Annotated in this window: 24 protein-coding genes; 4 read left to right on the plus strand and 20 right to left on the minus strand. The window is 63.0% G+C overall.

What is annotated here, in order from left to right; genetic code table 11:
* Window positions 1-245 precede the first annotated feature (245 nt).
* Window positions 246-1127 carry a 3-methyladenine DNA glycosylase gene (locus EH165_RS12950; RefSeq protein ID WP_124800516.1) on the plus strand — a complete coding sequence of 294 codons (882 nt, stop codon included), beginning with the start codon at window positions 246-248 and terminating at the stop codon, window positions 1125-1127.
* A gap of 95 nt (window positions 1128-1222) precedes the next feature.
* Here EH165_RS12950 and EH165_RS12955 read toward each other — a convergent pair whose 3' ends face one another.
* The 11 genes from EH165_RS12955 to dacB all read right to left on the minus strand — a co-directional run bounded on the left by EH165_RS12955 (window position 1223) and on the right by dacB (window position 13390).
* Window positions 1223-3010, minus strand: coding sequence for a DUF6779 domain-containing protein (locus EH165_RS12955; RefSeq protein ID WP_124799818.1), 1788 nt, complete (start codon window positions 3008-3010; stop codon window positions 1223-1225).
* A 53-nt stretch (window positions 3011-3063) separates the two neighbouring features.
* Entirely contained in the window at window positions 3064-3606 is a 543-nt protein-coding gene (locus tag EH165_RS12960; protein ID WP_124799819.1) for a DUF3180 domain-containing protein, read from the minus strand.
* Window positions 3603-4127, minus strand: coding sequence for a 2-amino-4-hydroxy-6-hydroxymethyldihydropteridine diphosphokinase (gene folK / locus EH165_RS12965; RefSeq protein WP_124799820.1), 525 nt, complete (start codon window positions 4125-4127; stop codon window positions 3603-3605). Before folK ends, EH165_RS12960 begins: the two co-directional genes overlap by 4 nt.
* A complete protein-coding gene (folB, locus tag EH165_RS12970; protein WP_124799821.1) occupies window positions 4124-4531 on the minus strand; it encodes a dihydroneopterin aldolase in 408 nt (135 codons plus the stop codon). Before folB ends, folK begins: the two co-directional genes overlap by 4 nt.
* Entirely contained in the window at window positions 4524-5546 is a 1023-nt protein-coding gene (gene folP, locus EH165_RS12975) for a dihydropteroate synthase (protein ID WP_206425954.1), read from the minus strand. Before folP ends, folB begins: the two co-directional genes overlap by 8 nt.
* Before the next feature lie 6 nt (window positions 5547-5552).
* A complete protein-coding gene (folE, locus tag EH165_RS12980) occupies window positions 5553-6131 on the minus strand; it encodes a GTP cyclohydrolase I FolE (protein ID WP_124800518.1) in 579 nt (192 codons plus the stop codon).
* Window positions 6132-6196: 65 nt separating this feature from the next.
* Window positions 6197-8722, minus strand: a complete 2526-nt coding sequence (ftsH, locus tag EH165_RS12985; RefSeq protein WP_124799822.1) for an ATP-dependent zinc metalloprotease FtsH — start codon at window positions 8720-8722, stop codon at window positions 6197-6199.
* 266 nt (window positions 8723-8988) lie between these two features.
* Entirely contained in the window at window positions 8989-9564 is a 576-nt protein-coding gene (gene hpt / locus EH165_RS12990) for a hypoxanthine phosphoribosyltransferase (protein ID WP_124800519.1), read from the minus strand.
* Window positions 9565-9739: 175 nt separating this feature from the next.
* The gene (gene tilS, locus EH165_RS12995; RefSeq protein ID WP_206425955.1) at window positions 9740-10825 is read right to left on the minus strand and encodes a tRNA lysidine(34) synthetase TilS; all 1086 of its coding nucleotides are present in this window, start codon (window positions 10823-10825) and stop codon (window positions 9740-9742) included.
* Window positions 10822-11970, minus strand: coding sequence for a zinc-dependent metalloprotease (locus EH165_RS13000; protein WP_239020578.1), 1149 nt, complete (start codon window positions 11968-11970; stop codon window positions 10822-10824). Before EH165_RS13000 ends, tilS begins: the two co-directional genes overlap by 4 nt.
* The gene (dacB, locus tag EH165_RS13005) at window positions 11963-13390 is read right to left on the minus strand and encodes a D-alanyl-D-alanine carboxypeptidase/D-alanyl-D-alanine endopeptidase (protein WP_164479229.1); all 1428 of its coding nucleotides are present in this window, start codon (window positions 13388-13390) and stop codon (window positions 11963-11965) included. Before dacB ends, EH165_RS13000 begins: the two co-directional genes overlap by 8 nt.
* A gap of 252 nt (window positions 13391-13642) precedes the next feature.
* On the opposite strand from dacB, the gene EH165_RS13010 reads away from it, so the two are divergent.
* The gene (locus EH165_RS13010) at window positions 13643-14161 is read left to right on the plus strand and encodes an inorganic diphosphatase (RefSeq protein WP_124799825.1); all 519 of its coding nucleotides are present in this window, start codon (window positions 13643-13645) and stop codon (window positions 14159-14161) included.
* 74 nt (window positions 14162-14235) lie between these two features.
* On the opposite strand, the gene EH165_RS13015 is transcribed toward EH165_RS13010, so the two are convergent.
* The 6 genes from EH165_RS13015 to EH165_RS13040 all read right to left on the minus strand — a co-directional run bounded on the left by EH165_RS13015 (window position 14236) and on the right by EH165_RS13040 (window position 19594).
* Window positions 14236-15540 (minus strand): threonine/serine exporter family protein, encoded by a 1305-nt coding sequence (locus EH165_RS13015; RefSeq protein ID WP_124799826.1) that lies wholly within the window; start codon window positions 15538-15540, stop codon window positions 14236-14238.
* Window positions 15541-15604: 64 nt separating this feature from the next.
* Window positions 15605-15925 (minus strand): DUF2516 family protein, encoded by a 321-nt coding sequence (locus EH165_RS13020; protein WP_124799827.1) that lies wholly within the window; start codon window positions 15923-15925, stop codon window positions 15605-15607.
* A gap of 78 nt (window positions 15926-16003) precedes the next feature.
* The gene (locus tag EH165_RS13025) at window positions 16004-16915 is read right to left on the minus strand and encodes a hypothetical protein (RefSeq protein WP_124799828.1); all 912 of its coding nucleotides are present in this window, start codon (window positions 16913-16915) and stop codon (window positions 16004-16006) included.
* Between the two features lie 10 nt (window positions 16916-16925).
* Window positions 16926-17357, minus strand: a complete 432-nt coding sequence (locus EH165_RS13030) for a helix-turn-helix domain-containing protein (RefSeq protein ID WP_124799829.1) — start codon at window positions 17355-17357, stop codon at window positions 16926-16928.
* 44 nt (window positions 17358-17401) lie between these two features.
* Complete coding sequence (locus EH165_RS13035; RefSeq protein ID WP_124799830.1) at window positions 17402-18043, minus strand: nucleoside/nucleotide kinase family protein; 642 nt, start codon at window positions 18041-18043, stop codon at window positions 17402-17404.
* Window positions 18044-18310: 267 nt separating this feature from the next.
* The gene (locus EH165_RS13040) at window positions 18311-19594 is read right to left on the minus strand and encodes a DUF445 domain-containing protein (RefSeq protein ID WP_124799831.1); all 1284 of its coding nucleotides are present in this window, start codon (window positions 19592-19594) and stop codon (window positions 18311-18313) included.
* Between the two features lie 57 nt (window positions 19595-19651).
* On the opposite strand from EH165_RS13040, the gene EH165_RS13045 reads away from it, so the two are divergent.
* Window positions 19652-20824: a pyridoxal phosphate-dependent aminotransferase gene (locus EH165_RS13045; RefSeq protein ID WP_124799832.1), complete on the plus strand. Its 1173-nt coding sequence runs from the start codon at window positions 19652-19654 to the stop codon at window positions 20822-20824.
* Between the two features lie 69 nt (window positions 20825-20893).
* Window positions 20894-22114, plus strand: a complete 1221-nt coding sequence (locus EH165_RS13050) for a GNAT family N-acetyltransferase (RefSeq protein ID WP_124799833.1) — start codon at window positions 20894-20896, stop codon at window positions 22112-22114.
* 83 nt (window positions 22115-22197) lie between these two features.
* Here the strand turns inward: EH165_RS13050 and glpK are convergent, their stop codons facing one another.
* From glpK to EH165_RS13065, 3 genes are all read right to left on the minus strand, one after another.
* Window positions 22198-23724 carry a glycerol kinase GlpK gene (gene glpK / locus EH165_RS13055; RefSeq protein ID WP_124799834.1) on the minus strand — a complete coding sequence of 509 codons (1527 nt, stop codon included), beginning with the start codon at window positions 23722-23724 and terminating at the stop codon, window positions 22198-22200.
* 52 nt (window positions 23725-23776) lie between these two features.
* Window positions 23777-24475: an MIP/aquaporin family protein gene (locus EH165_RS13060; protein WP_422392156.1), complete on the minus strand. Its 699-nt coding sequence runs from the start codon at window positions 24473-24475 to the stop codon at window positions 23777-23779.
* Window positions 24476-24570: 95 nt separating this feature from the next.
* The gene (locus EH165_RS13065; protein WP_124799836.1) at window positions 24571-26295 is read right to left on the minus strand and encodes a glycerol-3-phosphate dehydrogenase/oxidase; all 1725 of its coding nucleotides are present in this window, start codon (window positions 26293-26295) and stop codon (window positions 24571-24573) included.
* Window positions 26296-26455: the final 160 nt, after the last annotated feature.

Here is a 26455-nt window from a genome sequence, read left to right on the forward strand (position 1 = left end):
GCCTGACTCCAGACCGGCTCGCTCCAAGCCGGCTCGCTGGAAGCCGGCTCGCTGGCGTGAGAGCGGAGGGACTGCTTGCCTGGCAGGATGAAGCCGTGACTGCACAACCCGCGACCGAACGGGAGTGGACCATTCCGCGACCGCCTCTGCGCACCGTGGACCACGCGCAGTCCACAGATGTTCCTCCCCCTGCCTCGGCTGGGGCTTCCTTCGCGGTCTCTGACTCGGCTGGGGCTTCCGCTCCCTTGAAGCGCATTCCTCGCGCGGTCTGGCGCGCTCAACAGCAGGCGCATGAGGCGTTGGTCGACACGCTCACCCAAGGCCAGCGCGACAGGTCTCGCGCCGGCAAGTCCCACCCTGTCGAGGACTTCCTTTTCACCTATTACGCATTGCGCCCCGCCCAGCTTCGGGTGTGGCATCCTGGCGCGGGCGTTGCTCTCATCGACGCAGACGAATATGACGCCAAACGGTTCTACACCACGCGCATTGTCGACGGCGTTTCGCTGACCTGGGTTAACACCGCCGAGATCGCGACAGCTCGAAGCGGGCTTGTGGCTCTCATCGCCGGGCTACTGCCTGCGACCGCTGAGGCACCCGCCCAGTTTGGCTGCTTCGGACTCCATGAATGGGCGATGGTGCACCGGCAAACCGACGCGGACCGACGCCATGAGACCTGGCCACTGCGGCTCTCGGCCGCCGAGACCGACGCAGTCGTGGAATCCCATCAGATCAAATGCTCGCACTACGACGCGTTCCGTTTCTTCACCCCGTCTTCGAGGCGGCTCAACCTGTTGCAGCCCACCGTTGAAAGCCGAGAGCAACTGGAGCAGCCCGGCTGTCTGCACGCCACCATGGATCTCTACAAATGGGCCTACAAATTATCGCCTGCGGTTCAGTCGGATCTCTTGATCGAGTGCTTCCTCTTGGCGCGAAGGGTTCGAGAGTGGGACATGCGAGCTTCGCCCTACGATCTCTCGTCCCTTGGCTACGAGCCGGTCGCGATCGAAACCGCTGAGGGTAAAGCGGCCTACGTGGCGATGCAGCGAGAATTTGCCGAGTTGGGCCAGGTCCTGCGTCGCCGATTGATCCAGGCTCTCACCGAAGCGGGCCTCATTCCCGTTCCTTAAGGTTGGCACCCCACACGATGTCCCGGATATCGCTGCCCACGCGCTACTGAGGCTGATCGATTCATCGACCTCTGCACTGGACGAGTTGGGAGGAGTCAGTCTTCGGAGTCGTCGTAGCGGCGGCGGCGGCGGCCACGCACCTCCGCGGTAGCACTGCGGTAGGAAGCAAGGAGTTCGGCAACGGATAAGCCGGTGCTGTGATCACCCAGTGGTTCCGCTTCTGCGGCTTGGGGTTCTGCGGCTTGGGGTTCTGCCTGAGCAACTTCAGAGCGTGCGATATCCAGCGGGCCGTTCTCATTTTCGTCTTCAGCGGCGCTTGCCTCGGGAGCGGCCTCTTCCGCCGCAGCAAACGCGGCAGCCCCTGGAAGCTCCCAGCTTCCGGTAGTGCGGGTACTTGTATCCGCGGGCTTTCCCGCCACGACAGGCTCGGTAGTGGTCGAAGGTTGATTCGGAAGCGAGTCTCTGTCGGGCATTGCCGGCGGCCGGGGACCTGCGAGGACGCTCGAAAAGTTAAAGCCCCCCAGCGCAGACGGCCGACGTCGATCGACCATGTTGTGTGACCACTGCACAGCATCAATCTGCACAGCATCAATCTGCACAGCATCAGGCTGCACAGCATCAATCTGCACAGCATCAACCTGCACATCATCAACCGGCACATCATCAACCGGCACAGCATCAACCTGCACAGCGTCAGCGTGCACATCATCTGGCGCGGCGTGGTGGTGCGGTGCCTCGTGGAGGACGTTCGGCGCACCCCAGGAAGATGTGAGACCCGGCGCACCAGCGTCCGTGGTCGGCCACCGATGAGAACTGGGCTCGGGGCCAGCTTCCTGGGGGTGAAGGCTTTCCTCCATTGACGTTTCTGTATCCCGCGCCTGTGCGGGAAGGGACTCAGAGTCAGGCTGTGCTTGGTGGTCGCTCGCCGAAACGTCGACTTCTAGCAGTGGTTCTTCGGCTGCGTCTTGACCACCGTTGAGCGGCAGGGGTTCGCTGACAGGGTCAGAAACGCCCAGCTCAGCAGCATCATGCGCGTGGATTACATCGGGAGAAGTTGACTCACGGTCCTCTCCTTCAGTTGCAGACGGCGCGAACGAGTCCAGCTCATCCGCCTCAGTGGTCCCAGTTACGTACCGATCCGCGGCGTGACTGTCGACAACATCGCTGCCGTCGACCTCCGATTCAGCAGCACCCGATTCAGCCCCGTCAAGTTCGGCATCACCAAGTTCGACATGATCAAATTCAGCATCACCAAGTTCAACATCACCAAGTTCGACATCATCAAATTCGGCATCCATGATGTCCGAGTCGTCAGCATCGGGATACCCGGCACCCGATTCGGATATGCCGTAACCGGTGTTATTCGCTCGGGCCGGTCCGTACATGGGTGAAAGCTCGCCGCGTCCCCCGTCTGATCCGACGGCGCGGACCCGGGTGGATTCGGCCGACAGGGTGAGCCTCTCGAACAAGAGGTTGCCATCAAAGAGTTTCGAGACCGTTTCGTTGAGTCGTTGCACCTGATCACGCAGCTCACGCAGCTCGACCTGGTGGGCGGTTTCGAATTCGCCGCGTAACTCATCGCTCATGCGTCGCTCGTGTTCGCGGCGGGCGTTAATCTCACGCTGGAGCTCTAGGTCGTAGGTCAGTTTGGCCTCGTCGCGCTTATTCTCTGCAAGCCGGGTCTCACGGCGGGCTCGCACTGTGGCGAAACCGCCGATAGCAAACGCCCATAGCGCAAGGACGAGGGCCAGGCGCAAAATCGGCGGTGTGTCAGAAAGCACCCCGACCACCGCGGCCACCGCGGCCAGAACAATGCTGATTCCCACGAGCCACTTCAAGACGTCGGTGGCGCCTTTACGTCTGCCGCCGTCTGATGCACTCATAGAGGTCAGGTTACCGTCATCAACCCTGTCTTGAGTGGCACCCCGGCGTTGTTTCACTGCCGCGGTTGCGTCACATCGTCCCCGCCTCGAGGCGGGTCTTGCTGGGGTGGAGCAACACAGGACCGCTCTAACCACAGTGCCCCTGCCACCATAATCAACGCTCCGACCAGACCGATCGTCCCCGTAGCGGAATCCGCGCTTGCGGCCCGAAGATCTGCGGCATGGGGCGTGACGTACAGCACAAGCCCCAGCCACAACCCCACGACCCCAGCGCCCGCCAGCGCGGTCGCCTTGGCCACCATCAACGCGCGAGCCGCCACCAGCGGCGGTATCGGAGTCCGCGTCGGGAGCTGCGCACGGTTCGGCGCCAACGAGGAATTACCTCTGGTGCCGAGTCGGCTGCGCATAGTGAACCCAGCAGCGGCCTCCCCCAGACCGACGAGTGCGGCCGAGATCCCGGCGAACCTCGGCAATTGCGGCAAATTGCCGTATTGCCAGCGCACTAATGCGTAGGACGCCAGCGTCGCGAGCACAGACACGGCGGCAAGGTCGCGCCACCTGGTTAACCCCATCCGGCCGTCATCATCGCGGCTCATGAGCGGCTCGCAGGACCCTGCTCCACCAGCGGGCCAATGCTTCGAACGGCCTCCCGCTCGGTCGCATCAATGGCGCGCAGCAACGCAACGATAGGTCCATGTCCAGGAAGTTCGGCGTCTGGTTCTACCTCTAGCCATGGCGCCAACACAAAGGCTCGCTCGAAGGCCCGCGGGTGCGGAAGTGTCAGCACCGGATCATCATTCGTCACCGGTCCCGCTTCGTCCCAGACCGCAATGACGTCGGCGTCCAAGGTTCGCGGTCCCCACCGGACAAGCCGCTCGCGGCCGGCCGCCTGCTCGGCTCGGTGGCACAACGCCAGCCAGCCAGCGGCGTCCATGCCGTCGGCACTCACAATGAGCACCAGGTTGTAGAAGTCGTCCTGTTCCACTGGGCCCCACGGCGGCGTTTGAAACACCGACGACGTGGCCACGACCGAAGGAGCGAACACGCTGACAGCAGCGGCAAGGGTAGCTCCCCGGTCCCCCAGGTTGGACCCCAGCGAAAGGACGGCACGCGTCATAATTGCTCTCGAGTTTCATCCAGAGTTGATCGCAACCTTCCGGATTTGACCGAGCGCCTCATTGTGACAGCTACATCGGTAAACGCCAGCGGGATAGGTGCCCCCGGTTTGTGCACGGTGACTTCCACGGCGATGACGGGCCAGCGTTCCATCACGCCGTCCGCAATTTCTGCCGCCACGGTCTCGATGAGATCCCGGGGCGCGCCCCCGATCACTGAGGCCGCAAACTCGGCAAGCTCGCCGTAGTGCAGGGTGTCGGTGACATTGTCCGACTTCGCTGCCTGCGTCAGGTCCAGCCAGCAGGTGATGTCAGCGATGAAGTCTTGGCCGTCCCTTTTCTCGAAGTCGAAAACGCCGTGGTGGCCGAAGATCTTCAGGCCCGTGAGAGCAATCCGGTCAGTCATGGTGACTCCCCCTCTGTGCCGTTCCCGGCTTTGGTGTGTGATCAGTAGCCGCCACTGAATCCGTGTTCGTCATGCCCGGGTAGAACATGCCCACCCTGACCGGCGGCTCTGATCCGGTTCGGCGTGCAGCGCACAGAGGCGATTCTGCGGCTACGAACGACGGCGCCCCACTGAAAGCAGCCGCGTTCCACGCCTGATGCACCTTGAGTGCGTCGCGCGACGGCTGCGGCTCGTGAACCCGGACCGCCCAGACATCCCGGTCGGCGGCCATCAGCGTAATCGCGGCAGTCGCACCGTCACGGGCGGCGGGCTCGCGAGAGCCATCGCTCCCGGCTAGAAGTTCCCCCAGGAAGCGTTTACGAGAGGCACCAATCAGCACAGGGAGACCCAGCGCCGTGAGGGTCCCGATCCCGCGAAGCAGTTCCCAGTTCTGCTCACCGTCTTTCGCAAACCCCAGACCCGGGTCGATAATCAACGACCTCTCATCGATGCCGTGCGCCAGCGCGTCATCGACGCGCCGCAGAAGTTCGTCGCGAACATCGGCGACCACGTCGCTGTAGGTGTTCATCGCGCCCATTACGTCGCTGTGCCCACGCCAGTGCATCAGGATCCAGGGGACACCGGCGTCAGCTACTACTTGCGCCATCGCGGGGTCGGCTAACCCTCCTGAAACGTCGTTCACCAGTGACGCTCCCGCGGCAAGGCTTGCGGCCGCGAGAGCTGACCTGGTGGTGTCGACCGAGCACGCGACACCCTCGGCGGCTAGGGCGGCGATTACCGGAAGCACGCGAGCCGCTTCTTCAGCCGGGTCGACGCGGTTCGCGCCCGGCCGGGTGGATTCGCCGCCGACGTCAACCATGTCCGCGCCCTCTGCAACCAGCTCCATTCCGCGCGAGATAGCAGCCTCTACGGAATCCCAGCGGCCACCGTCGGAAAATGAATCGGGGGTGACGTTGAGGATGCCCATCACCCAGGGCCGAACCCCCCACGCGGGGAAAGAATGGTCGCCGGGCATCAGGAGTTAACGTCCGGTGATCAGGCTCATCGCTTCAGCCCGTGTCGGCTGCGAGGTCTGGAAGATTCCCCGCACCGCGGAGGTCGATGTCACCGCGCCCGGCTTGCGGACACCGCGCATCGCCATACACAGGTGCTCGGCTTCCATGACGACGATGACCCCAGCCGGAACTAGCCTGCGGACCATAGCGTCGGCGATTTGGGTCGTCAGACGCTCTTGGACCTGCGGGCGGCGAGAGTACCCGTCGACGAGCCGCGCCACCTTGGACAGGCCGGTGACGCGCCCGTCCGGTCCCGGGATGTAGCCCACGTGGGCCTTGCCCAGAAATGGCACCAGGTGATGTTCACAGGTGGAGTAGAACGTGATGTCCCTGATCAGGATCATTTCAGCGTGATTCTCGTCAAAAACCGTGTCGAGAACGTCATCCGGGTTGGTGTGCAGTCCCGAGAATTGTTCGGCAAACGCGCGGGATACACGGCCCGGAGTGTTCAACAAGCCCTCACGGTCAGGGTCCTCACCCACCGCCAACAACAGTTCCCGAATCGCCGCTTCGGCGCGCTCCGAATCGTAAGGGCGCTTGGCCATCGCCGGGAGCGACAGCCGCTTAGGTGCTGCGGCCGGCGATACGGAATCCGTGGGGTCTGGCGCGGTCACTTGTCATTCTCCTTCGGCGGAGCCCACGGGTCAGTGGGGTCAGAGCTCTGCGGCGCCGTAGCGGCGCTTTCGGGTTTGGTCAGATCTGGGCGAGTCCATCCGCCGGTCTCCGGTGCCGCTGGCCCCATGTGGGGGTAGCCGTGCTGGCCCTGCGGGTGCACGCCAGCCTCATATCCCGTGGGACCTTCGGCAAACGCGGGAGCATCGGGGTTACGTCCGGGGAGCGGGCCGAGAGGACCCGACAAAACTCCGCCGGTCCAGTTGGCTGGCAGCTGACCAGCCGGCTGGTACCCGCCCTGGTTCGACGGCATTGGGCGGGCGGAGTCGCCCGAACTGCTGCCGTGGTAGCCGTTGTGCGGAGCCCCGCCGTTGGTTGCCGGTTGCGGTCCCTGGTAGCCGGGAGCTCCCGGGGGCGGCGCCGGGGTGTACCCGTAGCGGTTGACATCCGCTTGGCCATAAGGGCTTCCGCCGGAGGGGAAGCCAACTGGGCCAGAGGGGGCCGCACCGCTCATGACGCCGGAGGGCTGGCCCGGGGGAAGCAAATATCCCTGCTGACCTGCCGATGCATAGGCCGGAGCCGCTGGCTTGCGCGGCCACTCCTCGCCTCGTTCAATCGCCAGCTCACCTGGCGTCTTGATGGGCGGCAGGGTCGACGGGATACGAGCGCCAAACTCATCAAAGGACGTGATCTTCGGGCGCTTCACCACGTCGACGAAGATCCGGGTCAGATCTTTGCGGTCCAGGGTTTCCTTTTCCAGCAACTCCATCGCCAGCTTGTCCAGGATGTCGCGGTTCTCGTTCAAGACGGCCCATGCCTCGGTGTGGGCCGCCTCGATCAAGGCACGCACTTCGTCGTCGATCTCGCCAGCCGTCTCGTGGGAATAGCTGGGGGTGCTGCCGTATGTGCGTCCAAGGAATGGTTCGTCATCGCCGGTGCCGTACTTCACAGCTCCAAGCTTTGCGCTCATGCCGTACTCGGTCACCATTGCCCGAGCGGTTTTGGTGGCCATCGCGATGTCGCTGGAGGCTCCGGTGGTGGGCTCCGCAAACACCAATTCTTCCGCGGCGCGGCCGCCCATGGCCATCACCAAACGCGCAATCATCTCGGAGCGAGTTAACAATCCCTTGTCGTCCTCGGGCACGACGAGCGCGTGTCCGCCGGTCCGACCGCGAGGCATGATCGTCACCTTGTATACGGGCTCAAGATCTTCCATTGCCCACGCTGCCAGGGTGTGTCCACCCTCGTGATAGGCGGTGATCTTGCGTTCCTTTTCGGAGATGACTTTGCCCTTGCGTGCGGGGCCGCTGGTGACGCGGTCCACGGACTCCTCGAGCGCTGCATTAGTGATCACATTGCCGTTAAAGCGGGCGGTAAGAAGCGCCGCCTCGTTGATCACGTTGGCCAAGTCGGCTCCGGACATCCCTACGGTGCGCTTAGACAGAGCCACGAAGTCGACGTCGTCGGCAAATGGTTTGCCCTTGGCGTGCACGGCAAGCACCGCTTGTCGGCCACGTAGGTCGGGAGCCGTCACCGGGATCTGTCGATCGAAACGCCCCGGGCGCAGCAGCGCGGGATCGAGAATGTCCGGCCGGTTAGTGGCCGCGATCAAAATGATGCCGCCTTTTGCTTCAAAACCGTCCATCTCTACCAAGAGCTGGTTGAGGGTCTGCTCGCGCTCGTCGTGACCGCCACCCATTCCAGCGCCGCGGTGGCGACCGACAGCATCGATTTCATCCACGAAAATGATGGCTGGAGAATTCGCCTTTGCCTGTTCGAAGAGGTCGCGCACCCGGGATGCGCCCACTCCGACGAACATTTCCACGAAGTCGGAACCGGAGATCGTGTAGAACGGGACGCCCGCTTCGCCGGCGACCGCGCGTGCGAGCAGGGTCTTGCCTGTACCGGGCGGGCCGTACAGCAGGACGCCCTTCGGAATTTTGGCACCCAAAGCCTGGTAGCGCGCCGGGTTCTGCAGGAAATCCTTGATTTCGTACAGCTCCTCGACGGCCTCATCAGCGCCAGCCACATCGGTGAACTTCGTACTGGGCATGTCTTTATTGAGCAGCTTGGCCTTCGACTTCCCGAAGCCCATCACCTTGTTGCCGCCGCCCTGGGAATTGTTCATCATCCAGAACAGGAAGAACAGAATGAGTCCGATCGGCAGCAAATAAATCAAGATCGAGAAGATCGAGTTATCGCTCGTGACCTTGGTGTTGAACCCACCCGTCGGTGCGGCCTTTTGAACGGCGGCAAAGATCGCGTCGGACGCGCCCGCCGGGTACTGGGCATAGATCTTGGATTCGCCATCGACGCCGTTCTTCAAGGTCAGGCGCAGGCGCTGCTCCTTGTCGTCGATCAGCGCATTGGTGACATTGCCGGATTCGAGCTGCGACAGGGCCACCGAAGTGTCCTTGGCGGCATAGCCGCGGGTGTCGTCAGAAAACAACGAATACAACACGAAGGCGATGACCACGACAGCGAGCCAGGCCAGCGGTGAACGAAGAAGACGCTTGCGATCCATATGGCGTTCGGCCGCGAACGGCCTCGACCCTCCTACGTCAAAAGTGCGGTAGTCGGCGCCGCCTGTCTTGACGACGCCGCGGTAGTTCTAGAAAGACTGCAGTGACACATTGATGCCATACAGCACCGACAGCCGGGAGAAAAACTCCCGGCGCCACTGGTAGGCAAGACTACCGCGCAGCAGCGTGGGGGTGTGGTGAGCAGCAGTTCCCGCAGGACAAACGAGGGGCAGGCTCAGATCGTTCCCTCAGCGGTGGACCGGGAGGGTCAGAGATACATTTTCGGATCGAGCAGTCCCACGAAGGGCATATCGCGGTAGCGCTCGGCGTAGTCAAGGCCGTAACCGACCACGAATTCGTTGGGAATGTCGAAACCGACGTACCGTACGTCCACATCGACCTTGACCGCGTCCGGCTTCCGCAACAATGCGACCACCTCAATGGACGCTGGGCCGCGGGTCTGCAGGTTCTTGAGCAACCAGGACAGCGTCAAACCCGAATCGATGATGTCTTCGACGATCACCACGCGCCTGCCGGTGATGTCACCATCGAGATCCTTCAAGATCCGGACGACGCCCGATGACGAGGTGGCCGAGCCGTATGACGACACCGCCATGAACTCCAGCTCCGACGGAATCGGCAACGCCATCGCGAAGTCGGTGACGAACATCACCGCGCCCTTGAGCACACAAATCAGCAAGGGCGGCTTGGGGTTGTGGTGATCGGCTGCGACGGCGACGGCAAGTTCGGCGATCTTGGCTTGCAGCGTCTGGCTGGTGATAAGAGTGGCCGCGATTTCCTCGGTGTATCCGTACGCTTTGCCCGGATCGCCCCCGTTGACGATGTCGGCTTTGCTCAAGCGGGTCGTAACACCGGTGGGTGCAGGGGGGATAGGTGCAGCGGGGGCGGGTGCAGCGGCGTTCTGGGCGGAATTGCTACCGGACACGAATCTCCCGAGTGTGCTGAGGTGCGCGGATGTGAAACTAACTTTTCATCGTGGAGTTGGTCATCGTTGACAACTATCTCGCTGGATGCAGCTCCAGCTTGCCAGCAACAGCCACCGCGTCCAAGTGTCCGGGCAATCGCACGGAACTGGTGGTTGCTTGCGGCGTCATCAGGGTCCTATCCAACCGCAGGAGGTGGTCGGAGGTAATCCCTGTCACGCCTGCCATGTGTAGCCACAGCCGCAGGACCCGCCGGCGCAGCGCTACGGGTTGTTCGGCAACCTGCGCGACGTCAAGTGCGTTGGCGCCCTTCGCGGTCGGCCTGACGCTTTTTTGTAGCGCCGCCACCGCGAGTGCGTCCAGCACCTGGGCATCCTCGCGGAGCTGGTCGGCGGTCCGCGCGAGGGCTTGCGCCACACCGCCTCCGAGCACCTCTTCCAGCAACGGCAGCACCTCCCGGCGCAGCCGCACCCTAGTAAAAGCGGGGTCGACGTTGTGTGGGTCCTGCCACGGCTCACGGTCCATTTCTGCGCAGGCGGCTTCGGTGTCGATGCGGCGAAGGCCCAACAATGGTCGTCCATAGGGCTTGGTGAACGCTTGCATACCTGAGATCGACCTCGCGCCAGACCCGCGCCCCAGCCCCAGGAGCACTGTCTCCGCTTGATCATCGAGCGTATGGCCGAGCAGGATGGCGCCGCCCGCGGCGAGCGGGTGCAGCGCGTCATATCGCGCCCTGCGCGCTGCGGCTTCCATTCCACCGTCCCGCGTCACCCGGACAGTGGCTACTTTTACGTCGATGTAGCCCATCTCCCGCAACACTGCGGCAGTTTGTTCAGAACGGGCAGCGGATCCGTGTTGCAACTGGTGGTCGACGATGACGGCGGCCACCGGGTATCCCTGGCGTGGCGCTTCCGCCATGGTGGCAGCGGCGAGAGCCAGCGAATCCGCTCCGCCCGAACAGGCAACAGTAACTTTCTTTCCCGGGGCCAGGTGCGTATCCAGCCAGCGTCCCACCGCTTTGCTGATCTTGCGCAGCGCTGGTCCGGGATCTGTGGACGCAGCATCCCGGCTCTGAGGCGCCTGGGTCCCGAGCTCCCGGCTTTCACCCGCCCGGGTCCCGAGGTCCCGGTTTCCAGGTGCTGGCGTCCCAGATTCGGTCACAGGACGCGGGCCACCCACGCGGCCGGGTCGGTGGTTTCGGCTCGCGTCGGGAGGGTGTCCGGGCTATCCCAGATGTGGTTGAACTCCGTCATACCGACCTGTTCAACTGCCGCGTGCACGAAGGCGCCGCCTTGGACGTACTGCTTCATTTTCAAGTCCATGCCCAGCAGTGCGCGCATCAGCCGGTCCAAAGGCCCCTTGCTCTTCAACCGGCGCTGGCTGAAAGCCTTCCTAATCTGCGCCACACTCGGCACCACCTGTGGGCCAACTGCGTCCATGACGTAGTCCGCGTGACCCTCGAGAAGGGTCATCATCGCGGTGATTTTGTCGAACACCTCCCGCTGCGCGGGTGTTTGAGTGGCCTCGATCCACGAGAGGCCAGGAGTGTGGTTGCGCGATTTCAGTGCATTGGTCATCGTTCGCAACAACGCGGAGGAGTCCAGTTCCTGCTCGGCGGCGAATTGCGCCACGAGACCACGGAAGTAGTCACGCATCCACGGCACCGCGGTGAACTGCAAGCGGTGCGTGCTTTCGTGCAAACATACCCACATCCGGAAATCGGACGGGTCTGCCTCGATCTCCCGCTCGACCTTCACAATGTTGGGCGCGACGAGCAGCAGCCGCCCCGGGTCGCTACTGCCCGGGACACTGCTAAACGGATCGTATTGGCCCAGCACCTTCCCCGAGAGGAAACCGAGAATGGTGCCCACCGGGACCGCGGCAGCTGCGGTGGATTTCGAGCTGGCGGGAGTACTCGCACTGGAATGGCCCACGCGGAACTTAGCTGCGCCAGGTGCGTCGCGGTCGCGTTTCGGGTCAGTGGCAAACTGTTCCGCGAGGCGATCCGTCATGGGCTGCGCCAAAACCCGCATTCCTTCAGAGGTCGCTCTGATCCAACCTGGCCTGTCGACGACGGTGCCGTCCAAGACGGGAAGCTCGTGTCCGAGCAGGGTGACCTCGCGGACTGCTAACTCCGCCGAGCGGGAAAAGGACCGCAGCTGATCCACCGCGTGTTTGGCGGTGTGACCGGAAAGTCGGGGTCCGGTGGGTGCAGCTTTGACGCCAATCCGAACAGCAGCGTCCCAGTCGATAGGCCCGGCGCCCGCACCAGTAGCCCCCGAGTCGGGCCCACCCAGATCAGGCACAGCCACATCCGCGCAGGGTTGCGGCGACGGCATCCATCGCCGGCCGGGTGGTCTCGCCGTTGACGTTGTTGACGCTGAAGGCAAAGACGAAAATCCGTCCGTCGGCGCCGGGGACCACGCCAGCGAGCGCGTACGTCGCGTTCAACGAACCGGTCTTTGCGCGGAGCCAGCCGCGAGCAGCTTCGCTGGCCGTTCCAGCTTTGAACCGGTCGGACAGGGTGCCCGTGGCGCCGGCGATGGGAATTCCGACCACGAGGTCGCGCAAATTGGTGTCGCCAGACTTCACGGCCAAGGCCAACACCTGGGCCAGCAAGCGCGGTGGCACCCGATCGGAGTTGGAAATACCGGAGGCATCGGCCAGCACCATCCCGGCGGTGTCGAGCCCCAACTGCTGCAGCTTCAGGGTAATTGCGGACACTGCGCCGCCGAAGGTCGCGGGCGCCCCTTCCTTAATGGCTACTTCGCGGCCCAACGCTTCAGCCAGGATGTTGTCCGAGTTCTCCAGCGCTTGGGCCAGCAGCACCGAGATCGGTTGGGAGGTAACGGAGGCCAGAACTGCGGCGCTGGGGTCGGCAGTGATTCCGGTAGTGATCGCGATGGCGGGGTTACCCAAAGCCACTGCCAGTGCTTTGGCGGCCGCGTTAGTGGGGTCGCCGGTGCGTCCGGAGTGGTTGATCCCAGATTTAATGCGGTCGCCGTCCACCATGATCGGCGACATGTGAGTGATATCGCCGGGGTTGCTGGCGTCACCGATGTCAGCTGCGAGCCAGCCCTCGGCCAATTCGTCACTGCCCCAACGGGTGGTGTCGGTCTCGATCTTGGTGACGGTTATCCCGGCGGCCTTGATCTGCGTCGCCAAGTCCGTCATGGAAGCAGCTCCCGGGTACATCGTTTCCTGACCCTTGCGGGCGGAGAGGGTGACGTCGCCGCCGCCGACAAGGACGATGGCTCCGGGCGCGGACCCCTGGACCACCTTGGTGGTGAGCACCGCTTGCGGTTCCAGGCTGGTCAGGACAGCAGCGCCGGTCAGCAGCTTCGCCGTCGACGCCGGGATCTGCGGGGCCGCAGCGTTGGTGTCAAGCAATGTGGTGTCGGTCGCAGCGTCGATGATGATCCCGTTGAACTGCGCCGGGGCCAACGCGCCAATCGGACCCGCGAGAGCTGCCCCGACCCCCGCGGCCGAGGGAGCGGCCGGGCCAGGCGTCACCGGCGTAATTTGGACGCCTTTGGCAAGGACGAGGGGATCGATCGCGCCGTTTTCGTTGGGGTTGACCGACGTCGTCGACGTGCTATTGGCCACATCGGCTTCGCCGCTGGATCTGAAGAAGACGAAGTACGCCCCGGCGCCGAGTGCGACGACAAGTACTAATACCAGCCCAATTATCAGACCTCGACGCGAACCAGAGCGGTTGGTGGCCAACGGTAAATCCCTTCTCAGAACGTCTGACGAACGCGCGGCGCGCTCAGCAGGCCGTCATCGAAGACGACGGCGCACTACGTCCAGACTAGAGTCTTCCCTACGGAGGTTGGGGCGTTTGTCCCCATGCGAGAACTGCGGGCCGCTGAAGTTCCGCCAGATCATCTCCCGATCAGTACCCATCGCCCGCGCCAAGTGCGGGCGATGCGAAAAAGCTCAGACAGACCCCATTGCAGCAATTGAAAGGTGGCACCGGTGGACTTTGACGTCACCATCGAAATCCCGAAGGGCAGCCGTAACAAGTACGAGGTCGACCACGCATCCGGTCGGATCCGCCTTGATCGCACCCTGTTCACGGCCACGCAATACCCCGCCGACTACGGATTCATCGACGACACACTCGGCCAGGACGGCGACCCGCTCGACGCGTTGGTGCTCCTCGCAGAACCGACGTTCCCCGGCTGCCTGGTGCGCGCCCGCGCCATCGGCATGTTCCGAATGACGGACGAGGCTGGGCCCGACGACAAAGTGCTGTGCGTGTCCGCGAACGACCCGCGTGTGGCGCACCTGCAGGACATCGGAGATGTCAACAGCTTCGAGCGTCTGGAGATCGAGCATTTCTTCACTGTGTACAAAGATTTGGAGCCCGGCAAGTCTGTCGAAGGCGCGACCTGGGTGGGTCGCGGCGACGCCGAGACAGAGATCCGGATCAGCTACAACCGCGAGGTCAAGCGGCTCGCGGCTGCCGCCGAGAACGGCGAAGCCGCTCACTAATCTTTCGCGAACAGCTCCAACGCTCTTGCCGCCGAGAGGTCGCTGAGCCCCGGTTTGCTCACCACTTCCGGGGGTCAGCAACCACTCGGCGTTTTAGTATTCCGGGGCCAACGGCGGTCGAAGGTGCGGATCAGCGCACGTCCCACGCCGGACCCCACCAGAACCCCGAGCGCGATGCAGGTCACCACTCCCACCGCCGAAATTGCGGCGCCGAAGCCGCTTTCGGCATCGGTTGCTAGTGCGGTAGTGCTGAGCAGCCCGAGGCTGCCGGGGACGAGCAACCAGAACGCGGGGAGAAACACCACGATCTGTGGGGGCCCAGCGGGAATTCGCTGGATGACCGCAGCGCCCACGGCAGCGAAGACGGCCCCGATCAGGCCGCCTGCAGCTGCCCCCGACCAAGCCTGTCCGAGCATCTGGCCGCCGAAGGCCACCAGTAGCAATAGCCAGATCCAGGGCAACGCTCCGGTCGGCGCACTCACGTTGTAATAAACCCCGGCGCCGACAAGCAACAGCCCCAACCAGGGCGCCCACCAGCCAAGTTCGTGAAGCTGGACGTCGGAAAATTGCCCGACACCCGCCGTGGACCCGCGAAAGGCGAGTTTCGCGCCCGCCACGATCCCCAAAGCGAGCAACAGTAATTGCACGATTCCAAAGGTCAGGCGGGCGGCGCCAGCGACCATCGCGCCGGCGGCAAGTTCGGACATCCCCGTGACAAGGAGTGCGCCGGGTAGCAGCACGGCCAGCGGAGCTAACAGGGTGCGCAGCGGGCCTTCCAGCAGACCGTGATCCGCGGCCAGGAAAGTCAGCGATGAGACAGCGAAAGCGGCAAGGACAGGCAGCAGCGTCTGGATCAGTGCCGATTTGCTCGCCAGCTTCATCAAGCCCCCGCTGACCACGGCCCCCGCGAGAGCGGCCAACAGATTCGGCCATCCCGGCTGGACGATCAGCGAAATGCCCGCGGCAATCGGCAGCAGCGCGGCGTAGCCGAGCCATTGCGGCACCCGTGATGGGGCCTCGCGGGCCGTTTGTACTTTTCGGATGGCAGCTTCCGGTAGCAAGGTGCCCCGCAGTCCGTCGCGCACTATCCGCGCCACCGCGTCAGCTTGATCGAATCTCAGGCCGGGGCCAGCGGCTTCAAAGCCCACCGATCGGTTACTTCCCACACTGACCAACAGGCCGGTGGGAGTGGCTGACACCCGAGTCCCTGGCGCTCCGTAAGCGGCGCCAAGCCTGCGCACCTCGTCCTCGGTTTCGTAGACCGAACGGCCGCTGGCGATCAGCGCGGCGCCGACGCTCAGCAGACTTTCGCGGATGACGACGGACTTTGCTTCCGGCCCCGAAGGGTCGCCAGTCGCGCCTTCGACGGTGAAATTCATAGTGCAGGTCTACCGCACGCGGCGGCGCGGCAGGTCGAGGGATGATGCGATGCGGGCTGAAGCGCTACCAGCGGGTGCCGCGCTGCGCATCTTTGAGACGGGGGCGAACATCAACCACGTACACGATGGCGCCGATGATGGCGGCCAGCCAGAGAAGGTTTGGCGGCAGCGGGAACCCCAGTAGTGGAGCGGAGATCAACATCAGAGCGCACAGCGCCGTAATGCCGATCCAGACGATTTTGGTTTGCTTGTCCGCAGCCACGTAGGCATCGGCCCGGTGTCGCAGTGCGTCAATGATGGCGAACGCGCCAAGCAGACCTCCGCCGATGCCCAAGATCTGGAGGGTCCAGTACGTCACCCACAGCACGATGTTTACAGATTCCACAGTTACAGACTACGGGCCACAGCCAGATACTCGGCTGTGGCCCGTAATCAGAACACTCTCTGGAGATACCTCGGCAGGCTACGGAGCCTTGGTGGTGCGTGCAGCCGGCTTGGGGCCGGGCTTTGCCTGTGCGCGGACGGCGCGTGCCTTCGGCGCGGATGGCTTCGCTTTCGCAGCCTTTTCCGCTAACTCGGCCGCAATCTCTTTGGCGGCAGCAATCTTCGCTGCCACGTCCGCTTCGGTCTCGGCAGTTGTTGCCGCGTCGTGAATTACCTGCTTCGCAGCAGGAGCCTTGACAGCAGGAACTTTCACGGCAGGAGCCTTCACGGCCACGGCCTTGGCCGCCGCTGGCTTGGCAGCTTTTGCTGGCTTTGCTGCAACCTGTTCGACGGTCGATGCCGGCTTGATGGCAACTGCCCGCACCGGAGTGGTCGCAACAGCGCTGCCATGTGCGGCGGGCTCCCCGTCAGCTTCGGCGGATGCAGGAGACTCGTGGGTGGCAGTAACCTTCGCCCACGTCTTGTCGCCGCGGTCGGCGAGGCTGCCGTAGATGGCTCCAGCGAGTTGGGTGTAGCCGTCGACGGCTTCCCTCAACTGTTCAGCGGACAGCGCTTGGCGAATCTCTGTGACCTTGTCCGGAAGTTCGGCAACGAGCTGCTGCGTTTTGGCAGGAGCATCCGACACGAACTTTTCCATCGATTCGATGACATCAGACGCTGCCTTGTGGAGCTTCGCGGGCAGGTCCTCGGCGAATTCTCGTACCTCCAGCGCGGCGTCTTTGACATCCTCTGCGTCGGGCATCCGCGCGGCAGAGACGGGGGCGAGATCCCAGCCCTGCGCCAAGGATTCGCGGAGCTCGGCAAGTGTGGCGACGGCGAGATCGCCAGCACCAATAGCGGCGAGTAACGGTCGAGGTAGGTCGGCGAACCGGTCGCTGAGCTGGTTCAGTGCACTTTCGGATACGGCGCGGATGTCAGTGATAAACGACATGCTGTTCTCCTTAGTTCGTTGTTGCGGTGATATGCGTTGCACTGGCGGCGCTTTCGGGCTCGACAGCGGTGGGTGTAGCTGGGGCAGCGAGCAAGGCTTCCCGGCGAAAGGCTCGGTAGATCTCCAATAGTGAAGACTTCTGACGTTCCGTCAGGAGTGGATCCGCGTTGACCGCGGTGATGACGTCGGGGACGTCGTCTCCGTGCTCCAGAATCCCTGCTTTGGTCAGCAGGCTTTCGACAGAAATCTGCAGCCCGTGGGCAATTTGGGCCAGGATGTCGGCGCTGGGTTTGCGCAGTCCGCGTTCCACTTGGCTGAGGTAAGGATTACTGACGCCCGCTTTGGCAGCGAGCTGGCGCAGCGAGATCTGGGCCGTCGTCCGTTGATCCCGGATAAATTCACCGAGGTCCCGTACGGGGTTCAACACCGGTCCTAGCTCCATGTCACCAACGTTACCTGCAAGTGCTTGCAATTGCAAGCACTCTGCTAACGCAGGTCCAGCCCGTGAACGGCCGGCGTTGCTGGATGGTCGTAGGAAAGCACCACCAGATTGCCGGGCTTCTCAGGGCCCAGCCAATGCAGCTCGCGGTAGGTGTCGAAGGCAGCCAATTCCCAATGACGTACCTCGGGGAGCGCCCGGCGCACCGCACCGGCAGAAACTCCGAGCCTGACCACCGCGTCAAAGGCAAAACCGTGACCCAGTAACATTTCTCCCGCTAATAGCAGCACCGAATTCGAGGGCGCCTGCTGGTAGGCCTGACGGATGGCACGGTCGGATCCCGCATCTCGCAACTTCGTCAGATGACGACCACTGCCCGCAGGTCCAAGGGGGTCCACTACTTCACGGGTCAACGAGCCGGTGTCGACCCACCCAGATAACCGCGATTCCTGATCCTGCCTGCCGTATTCGAGACGAAGTGCCGCCGGGCGCCACCACCAATCGGTGGACACGACAACCGAAGGCCGTTGCAGCGCAGTCAGTTCAACCGCAACCTGCTCGGCCAACGCAGTGGACCCGGCCTCCGCAAAGCCGTCGAATCCCACTCGCAGGCGGCGGCCATCAAGGTGGTCGATCCAGCGGGCCAACCTTCTGGCGAGCGCCTGCGGGGACATGGGAACGAACTTCACGGGTTCCAGCTTGCCCGAATCCACTGCAGACCGCGCGAATCGCGTTCCGCGGTGCTCAGAAGGTTGCCACGTCACGGTCGGGATGCACTTGCTGGGAGAAGGTTTCGTCTCACCATGTGGGTGCGAGAACGTCTGGCGGGAGTGGGTAGCTAGCGACCGCGGTTCGGGGCGGGCAAGTACGACGAGGTCACGCCAAATCGTCGGCCCAGTTGCGGGCGTGAACGTGATGGTGACCTTAGCGCGGACGGTTCCCTCTCGCAGGAGGTTTCAGCCAAGAAAATTGTGTGCCACGGTGTAGATCGCCAGGCCTGCCAACGCACCGACAACCGTGCCGTTGATCCGGATGAATTGCAGATCCCGGCCCACCAGCAGCTCAATCTTCTTGCTGGTTGCTTCACCATCCCAGTTGGCCACGGTCTCGTCGATTATCCCGGCCACTTCGCGTGAGTACCTGTTGGCGAGATAGCCCGCGGCATCCTGGATCCAACTATCGATCTTGGACGCGAAAGCCCTGTCCTGCATCAGCTTTTCACCCAACTGGGCGATGCCGTCGGCGGCCTTGCGGCGCAGCACCGAGTCGGGGTCGCCGGTCGCATCAAGGATTGTCGCTTTCACGGAGGTCCAGATGGAATTGACCAATCCCTGAATCTGCGGGTTGGCCGCGATTTGATTCTTGACCTCTTCCGCTCGGGCCATCGTCACCGGGTCGTGCTGCAGATCGTGCGCAAGTTCGGTGAGGAAATCGTCCAAGGCGATTCTAATTTTGTGGTCAGGGTCGTCCCGAACACCCCGAACATACTTCTCCACCTCGCGGAACAGCTTTTCGCTGACGAGCGAGTCGACAAAGCGCGGAGTCCACGACGGCGCCTGTTTGGTCACGGCCCCCGAAACCAAGTCTTCGTGATTGAGCACCCAAGTGTGGATACGTTCGATGAGCAGGTTCACCACGTCGTGGTGATCGCCGCGTTCGAAAACGCCACCGGCGATCTTGCCCAGGGCGGGCGCTACCTGGATCTGCTCGATCCGGCGTTTCGCAGTACTGGCCAACATCTCCGAGATTTGGTCGTCGTGCAGGATATTTGCCAGACCACTGATGGCGTGGGAGATCTCGGCCGTCACGCGTTCTGCGCCAGCCGGTCGGGCCAGCCAGCTTCCCACGCGATGCGAGAGGGAAAGCCGAGAAAGCTTGTCCCGCACCACTGTTTCGTTGAGGAAGTTGTCCGCCACGAACTCACTGAGTGAGCTACCCAAGCTTTCCTTCTTTTCCGGGATGATCGCGGTGTGCGGGATTTTGAGGCCCAACGGGTGCCGGAACAGCGCCGTCACTGCAAACCAGTCCGCGAGTGCGCCCACCATCCCCGCCTCGGCGCTGGCGCGAACATAGCCGAGCCAGGGGAAGTCGCCTTGAAACTCCCACGCAATGACGAATATGACGGCCATCACCGCCAATAACGAGGTGGCTACCAGCTTCATCCGCTTGAGGGCGCGCATGCGTTCCAGGTCCGCCGGGCTATCAGTGCCCATCAGCCCGGCGGGATTCAAGATGCTCATGCCCCCAGTCTGACCTGCCGCTGGCCCTTCTCCTGCGCTCCGGGTAGGAATGTCGGCATGTCCCGCGCGCGCACTCCACTCGTTCCCCGGCTGCAGCCCTACACCTCCACGATCTTTGCGCAGATGTCCGCACTGGCCACGGCGACCGGGTCCATCAACCTCGGGCAGGGATTTCCGGATTCCGATGGGCCAGCCGCGATGTTGGCGGTGGCCGAGCGCGCCGTCGCGGGCGGTGTCAACCAGTACCCGCCGGGGCCGGGATCTCTAGAATTGCGGGAGGCCATCGCCTTCGCCCGAAAACGTGATCATGGCCAGGTTTTCGACCCTCAGGACGAGATCTTGGTGACTGTGGGCGCGACCGAGGCGGTAGCAGCTGCCGTCATCGCGTTATGCGAAGCAGGTGACGAGGTGCTGACGCTGGACCCCAGTTACGACTCCTACGCCGCCGTGATCGCGATGGCCGGTGCCCGCCACACCTCGGTGCCACTGCGCGATGACGGCGCCGGACGCTTCGCGGTGGACGTCAACGAGTTCGCAGCGGCGGTGACGGACCGAACGCGGCTCGTTATTCTCAACACCCCGCATAACCCCACTGGCACTGTGCTCACGATTGAGGAACTAGCGGGAATCGCCAAAATAGCAGTCGACCGCGACCTCATCGTGCTGACCGACGAGGTCTACGAGTACCTGGTGTTTGGCGACGCCGCGCACACCCCGCTCGGCACGCTGCCGGGGATGGCGGAACGCACACTGACGGTCTCCAGCGGCGGAAAGTCGTTCAACACCACGGGGTGGAAGATCGGCTGGGTGTGCGGGCCCGCCGACTTGGTGGCGGCCGTTCGCGCGGTCAAACAATTCCTCACCTACTCCGCTGGCGCGCCCTTTCAGCCAGCTATCTCCTATGCGCTCCGGTCGGAATCCGCATGGGTGGCGACGCTGCGGTCCGGCCTGGAAAGAAAGCGAGATCGTTTATGTGCGGGCCTGGCTGCGGCTGGTTTCACCGTGTCTGTTCCGCAGGGTGGGTACTTTGCACTGGCTGACATTCGCCCTTTGGGCGAGGTGGATGGCATGGCATTCTGTCTGGCGCTGCCGGGGCGCGTGGGCGTAGTGGCCGTTCCCGCGGAAGTATTCACCAGGCAGCCAGAGAAGTGGAAACACGTGGTTCGGTTCGCATTTTGCAAATCCGACGAGACCATTGATGAGGCTTGCTCGCGGCTCTCGCGTTTGTAGCCCCATCTGACAAAACCCCATTCTGAGAAAACCTGAGCGCCCGCGCGATTGCTGCTTTACCGTTGCGTCATGGTTCACGACATAAGAACAATTACCGATGACGAACTACCGGCTTGGACCGCCGCGGTGAGTACAGGATTTTTTAGAACCACCGGTGACGCCGGCGCCGAGCTTCGGCGTGCCTGGATGGAGCTCGACCGCACGTGGGGAGCCTTCGACGGAGCCGAGATAGCGGCCACCGCAAGAAGTTTCCCTACATCGATGACGGTTCCCGGCGGCAACGGTATTGACGTTTCGGCCCTCACCGCCGTCACCACCACGTCCACACACCGTCGCCGCGGCTTGGCTTCGCGATTGGTCCACGCCGATCTTGTCGCGGCAAAAGAACGCGGGGAGATCGCTAGCGTCTTAATCGCTGCGGAATGGCCGATCTACGGTCGGTTCGGTTTTGGACCCTCTACGGAAAGCCAGCGGGCCGTGATCGACGCCCGCGCGGGCCGCCTACGGGAACCAATCGCCGGGAGCGTCGAATTTATTGAGAGGGCTGTTGCCCGCGAAATAGTCCCGCCAGTCTACGACGGGCATCGGGTGAGATACGTGGGCGAAATCCAGCGGCTGCCCCACTTTTGGGATCTTGAGCTCGGAGTCGTCGTCGATCCAGCGTGGCCCGCGCCGAAAGCTGGTTTCTTCGTGCGCGCTACCGACGGCGATGGCGCGAGCGGGCTCGTCTCCTATTCCTACGAGGACAAAGAGAAGGGCCGGGTCCCCGCCAGCGAAGTGACTGTCAACTTCATGTTCGCGCCGAACCCCACGGTCGAAGCGCTTCTGTGGCAGCACCTGCTCGCACTAGACCTCGTTGCGACGATCACGGTCGGCGAGATGCCCGCCGACTCGGTGTTGCCCTGGCTCCTCACCGACGGCCGTCATGTTCAATTCCAGCACCGCTCAGATTTTCATTGGTTGCGACCATTGGATGTGCCAAAGATGCTTACCTCACGCGCCTTTCACGCTTCGGGGAGCGTGGTTTTGGAGATCATCGACAGTCTTGGGTTCACCGGTGGGCGCTACGCGTTGGACGCTACACCAAGCGGAGCGACCTGCGTGGCAACTACTGCAAGTGCAGACCTGACCATGGGCGTTGCTGCATGTGGCTCCCTGTACCTGGGTGGCCACCGCCTGCGGACACTCGCCGCTGCGGGCCTGATTGACGTGCACAGCCAAGGCGCCGCGGATGTGCTGGACTCGCTCCTGCACTCTCCGACAGCACCGTTCTCGGCAACCTGGTTCTAGCTGAAAAGTGGTTCTAGCTGAAAAGTGGTTGTAGCGGTTGTGGGGTACGGACTGGGCAGTCTGCACCCCACAACCATTACGTCTCAGTCTTTTTCGACCCAGTCAAAGGTTTTGGTGACGGCCTTCTTCCACAGTGCGTACGCCTTGTCGCGGGTGGCCGGGTCCATGTTGGGTTCCCACCGTTTGTCCTCGGCCCAGTTGTTGCGGATATCGTCGCCGGAGGCCCAGAATCCGACGGCGAGGCCTGCCGCGTAGGCAGCACCCAGCGCGGTGGTCTCGGCCACCACCGGCCGAATCACGGGTACTCCCAGAATGTCTGCCTGGAACTGCATCAGAGTCTCGTTGACCACCATGCCGCCGTCCACCTTGAGGGCGGTCAGATCCACCCCGGAGTCCGCGTTCATCGCGTCCAGCACTTCTTTCGTCTGGAAGGCCGTCGCTTCCAACACCGCGCGCGCGATATGCCCCTTGTTCACAAAACGTGTGAGGCCCACAATGGCGCCGCGGGCATCCGCTCGCCAGTAGGGCGCGAACAGGCCGGAGAAGGCGGGAACGAAGTAGCAGCCGCCGTTGTCGTCGACGCTACTCGCCAGCACTTCGATTTCTTCGGCAGAGCTGATCAGCCCCAAGTTGTCGCGTACCCACTGCACCAGCGACCCGGACACTGCAATGGAACCCTCGAGGGCGTACACCGTCGGCTCGTTGCCGATCTTGTAGCAAACAGTGGTGAGCAAGCCATTTTTGGACGGAACCATTTCCTGGCCCGTATTCAGCAACATAAAATTGCCGGTGCCGTAGGTGTTCTTGGCTTCCCCTGGAGAAAGGCATGCCTGCCCGAAAGTGGCCGCCTGCTGGTCGCCGAGGATGCCCGCGATCGGCACGCCATGGAGGGCTCCTCGTTGCCGACCTTCGGCGTAAACCTCAGAGCTGGAACGAATCTCGGGCAGCATCGACATCGGGATGCCCATATCGGCTGCGATACTCTCGTCCCAGGTCAGGGTTTCCAGGTCCATCAGCATGGTGCGGGAAGCATTGGTGGGGTCCGTGATATGGATTCCGCGCTCGTCACCTTGGCCCGCGCCGCCGGTCATATTCCACAGCACCCAGGTGTCCATGTTGCCGAATAGCAGGTCGCCTGCCTCCGCGCGCTCGCGTACACCTTCGACGTTATCCAGGATCCATCGCACCTTGGGGCCCGAGAAGTAGGTTGCCAGCGGCAATCCCACCTTGGCCTTGTACCGCTCCGCCCCGCCGCCCATGGCCGCGAGCTCCTCGCAGATCGCTGCGGTTCTGGTGTCCTGCCACACGATGGCGTTGTAGACGGGCTTTCCGGTGTGTTTGTCCCACACCATGGCAGTTTCGCGTTGGTTCGTGATGCCCACGGCAACAATGTCGGCTGCTGTTAGGTCAGCTTTGGCCAAGGCCCCGGACACGACAGTTCTGGTGTTCTCCCATATTTCGATCGGGTTGTGCTCGACCCACCCGGCCTTCGGGAAAATCTGCTCATGTTCCTTTTGGTCCACTGCGACGACTCTGCCCTTGTGGTTGAAAATCATGCAGCGCGTGGAGGTGGTGCCTTGATCAATCGCGGCTACGAACTTCTCACTCATAGTGGGTCCCTTCATTACGACACTGGAATAACGGGGCAGGACGGGCAGGCGACTACACGGTCGGCATCAAGCTGGCTACGCCTAGGATATTGAACAACGATGCGGCCAGAACACCACCCACGATGGGGCCAACAATCGGGACCCAGGCGTAACTCCAGTCGGAACCACCCTTACTAGGGATGGGCAGAACGGCGTGCGCAATGCGCGGCCCGAGATCCCGGGTGGGGTTGATGGCATAGCCGGTGGGACCACCCAGGCCAGCCCCGATTCCGACGACGAGCAACGCCACCGCAAGCGGCCCGAGGTTCGAGGGGGTGCCGCCGAACATCAACACCACCAACACCAGTACGAACGTGGCGATCACCTCGGTGACCACATTCCATGGGAGGTTTCGGATAGCGGGGCTGGTGACGAAGGCATCCCGAATGACGATGGGATCTTTCTCCGCGGCAAAGTGGTCGCGGTAGGCCAGCCACGCTAGGACAGCGCCGATAAATGCGCCGACAAGTTGGCCGCCGATGTACGCCGGAACGTCCGACCAGGCTGTCTTATCGGCGATGGCGAGGCCGATGGTGATCGCCGGGTTAAGGTGCGCACCCGACCTGAACGCCACAAACACACCAGCGAAAACCGCGATGCCCCAGGCAAAGGTGATCAGAAACCAGTCGGCCCCATAACCTTTGGTGCCTTTGAGCGTGACGTTCGCTACCGCACCTCCGCCGATGAGCAGCAGGATGGCACTGCCCAGCATCTCGTACAGAAATATCTGGCCTGTTGTTACCGACACTCTTGTTCCCCCGGGGGTTTTCGACTACATCAGGTGCGGCACACTGGCAAAGCCACCCACTAGGACCCCGCAGCACCCACCCGAACCTCGGGGGCGCCGAGCCTAGCAGCATCCGCAGTCTGGTCATCGATCTGAATCTGCGATTCCCGCTCGGCTTCCACCCGCGCGTTGTAGTGCTCGATTTCGTTCGCGATTGCTGCCTCATCCCAACCCAGCAGCGGCGCCACTAGTGCTGCGACCGCGGGGGCGCAGGCCACACCGCGGTCCGGGGTATCAATGGACACCCGGGTTCGGCGGGCCAAAATATCGTCCAGATGTAACGCACCCTCGTGCGAAACCGCGTACACCATTTCGGCTTTCAGGTACTTCTCGGCGTGCTCGACTTCCTCGCCGAGCTCTGGGCGCTCGTTGATCAGCGCCACAATCTCCTTGATGCCACTGCCATAGCGACTCAGCAGGTGGGTGACCCGCAGGCTCGTCATACGTGTCTCGGCGGCGATCTTGTCGACATTGTTCTTGAGTGGCGTGTATCCCTCGGCGCCGATCACGGGCACGGTGGCAGTGATCGATTTGCCGACCTTTCCGGGCAGCGACTTCACCGCGAGATCGACGGCGTCCTTGGCCATCACGCGGTAGGTCGTGTACTTCCCGCCGGCCACGATAACCAGGCCCGGGACAGGCGAGACCACGGCATGCTCGCGGGAAAGCTTGCTGGTCTCATCGCTTTCGCCGGCCAGCAGCGGACGCAGACCCGCGTAAACACCGACCACGTCGTCACGGGTCAGTTTCACCTCAAGCAACCGGTTGGCCTGGTCAAGGATGTAATCGATGTCGCCGCGGCTGGCGGCCGGGTGGGCGAGGTCGAGATCCCAGGCGGTGTCAGTGGTCCCGATAATCCAAAAGTCATCGTTCCAGGGGCACGGGATGATGAAGAGCAGGCTCTTCTCGGTTTCGGTGATCAGGCCCGTCTTGCTGGGGATCTTGTGCCGGTCGACGAGGACGTGCACACCCTTGGATGCGGTGACCCGAAAATTGCGCTTGCCGCCCGTCATCTTCTGGATTTCATCGGTCCACACGCCAGCGGCATTGATAACCTGCTTCGCCTTGATGTCAAGTTCGCGGCCGGTTTCCAGGTCTTTGACGTGGACGCCAATGACGCTGTCCCCATTGCGCAGGAATCCGGTCACTCTGGCGCTGTTAGCGCACAACGCTCCGTAGGACGCCGCAGTGCGCGACAGCATCATGGTGTGGCGTGCGTCGTCGAGCTGCCCCTCGTAAAACTTGATACCGCCGTGGATCCCGCCCTTCTTCCCGCCGGGGAAATACTCCAGGGTTTTCTTCTTTCCGAGGTGCCGCAAGTGGCTGGGTACCCCGCGGCCGGCTCCGAGGATGTCGTACACACCCACACCGGTTCCGACCCACGCACGGTCAATAAAACGCCGCTCCAGCGGATAAATAAATTCGACAGGCCGCGCGAGGTGCGGGGCCAAAGTGTCCAGAATCAGCGAGCGTTCGCGCAGCGCCTCGAACACCAGGCGAAAGTTCAATTGCTTCAGATACCGCAGACCACCGTGGACCAGCTTTGACGAACGGCTGGAGGTGCCTGAAGCGTAATCGCGAGCCTCCACAAGCCCGACCTTGAGGCCTCGGCTGGCCGCGTCCAATGCGGCTCCCGCGCCAACAACGCCGCCACCGATAACGAGCACATCAAGTTCGCCCGCTGCCATCTGATCCAATGCTTCGCGCCGGCTTTGGGGGCTCAACGCGGTAGAAATAAAACTCATGTCGCTCACTCCTGAAAGATGGTCCGCAACGCGTGATGCGGGCGGCGCCGTAGGGCATTTCTCTGCCCCGGCGTCGTGTTGTCCACTTTAGCCACGCGCCCAATGGGCAACAACTGATGCGCTGGGCGGCCGGTATCTACCAACGCCGATCTGGTTGTGG

This window comes from Nakamurella antarctica (genome assembly GCF_003860405.1).
In the GTDB taxonomy this organism is placed as follows: Bacteria; Actinomycetota; Actinomycetes; order Mycobacteriales; family Nakamurellaceae; genus Nakamurella; species Nakamurella antarctica.